General features: G+C 66.2%; 1 protein-coding gene. It reads right to left on the minus strand.

What is annotated here, in order from left to right:
* The coding region (locus tag Q4563_RS23480) for a hypothetical protein (RefSeq protein WP_303606262.1) at positions 1-228 on the minus strand (228 nt) is incomplete at both ends.

Genomic DNA, 228 nt, shown 5'->3' on the forward strand with positions numbered 1-228 from the left:
GCCGTGGGGACGCGCCCCGGCAATGTCGTGCTGTTCGATACTGGCTTTGGCTTCACGCTCCATACGGCGGCGGTTGAGCCAAAAGCGTCCGAAGCGGCCCCTGACCACCGCGGTCAGGGAGAGATTGGCGGCAATCGTCAGGTCGGATGCCAGCGCGGTTGCCATACGGTCAGCGGGAATCACCCGCAGACCCAGCTGACGGCGCTGATTGGGGGGGAACTCCAGGGC

It is taken from the genome of Gilvimarinus sp. 1_MG-2023 (assembly GCF_030548285.1).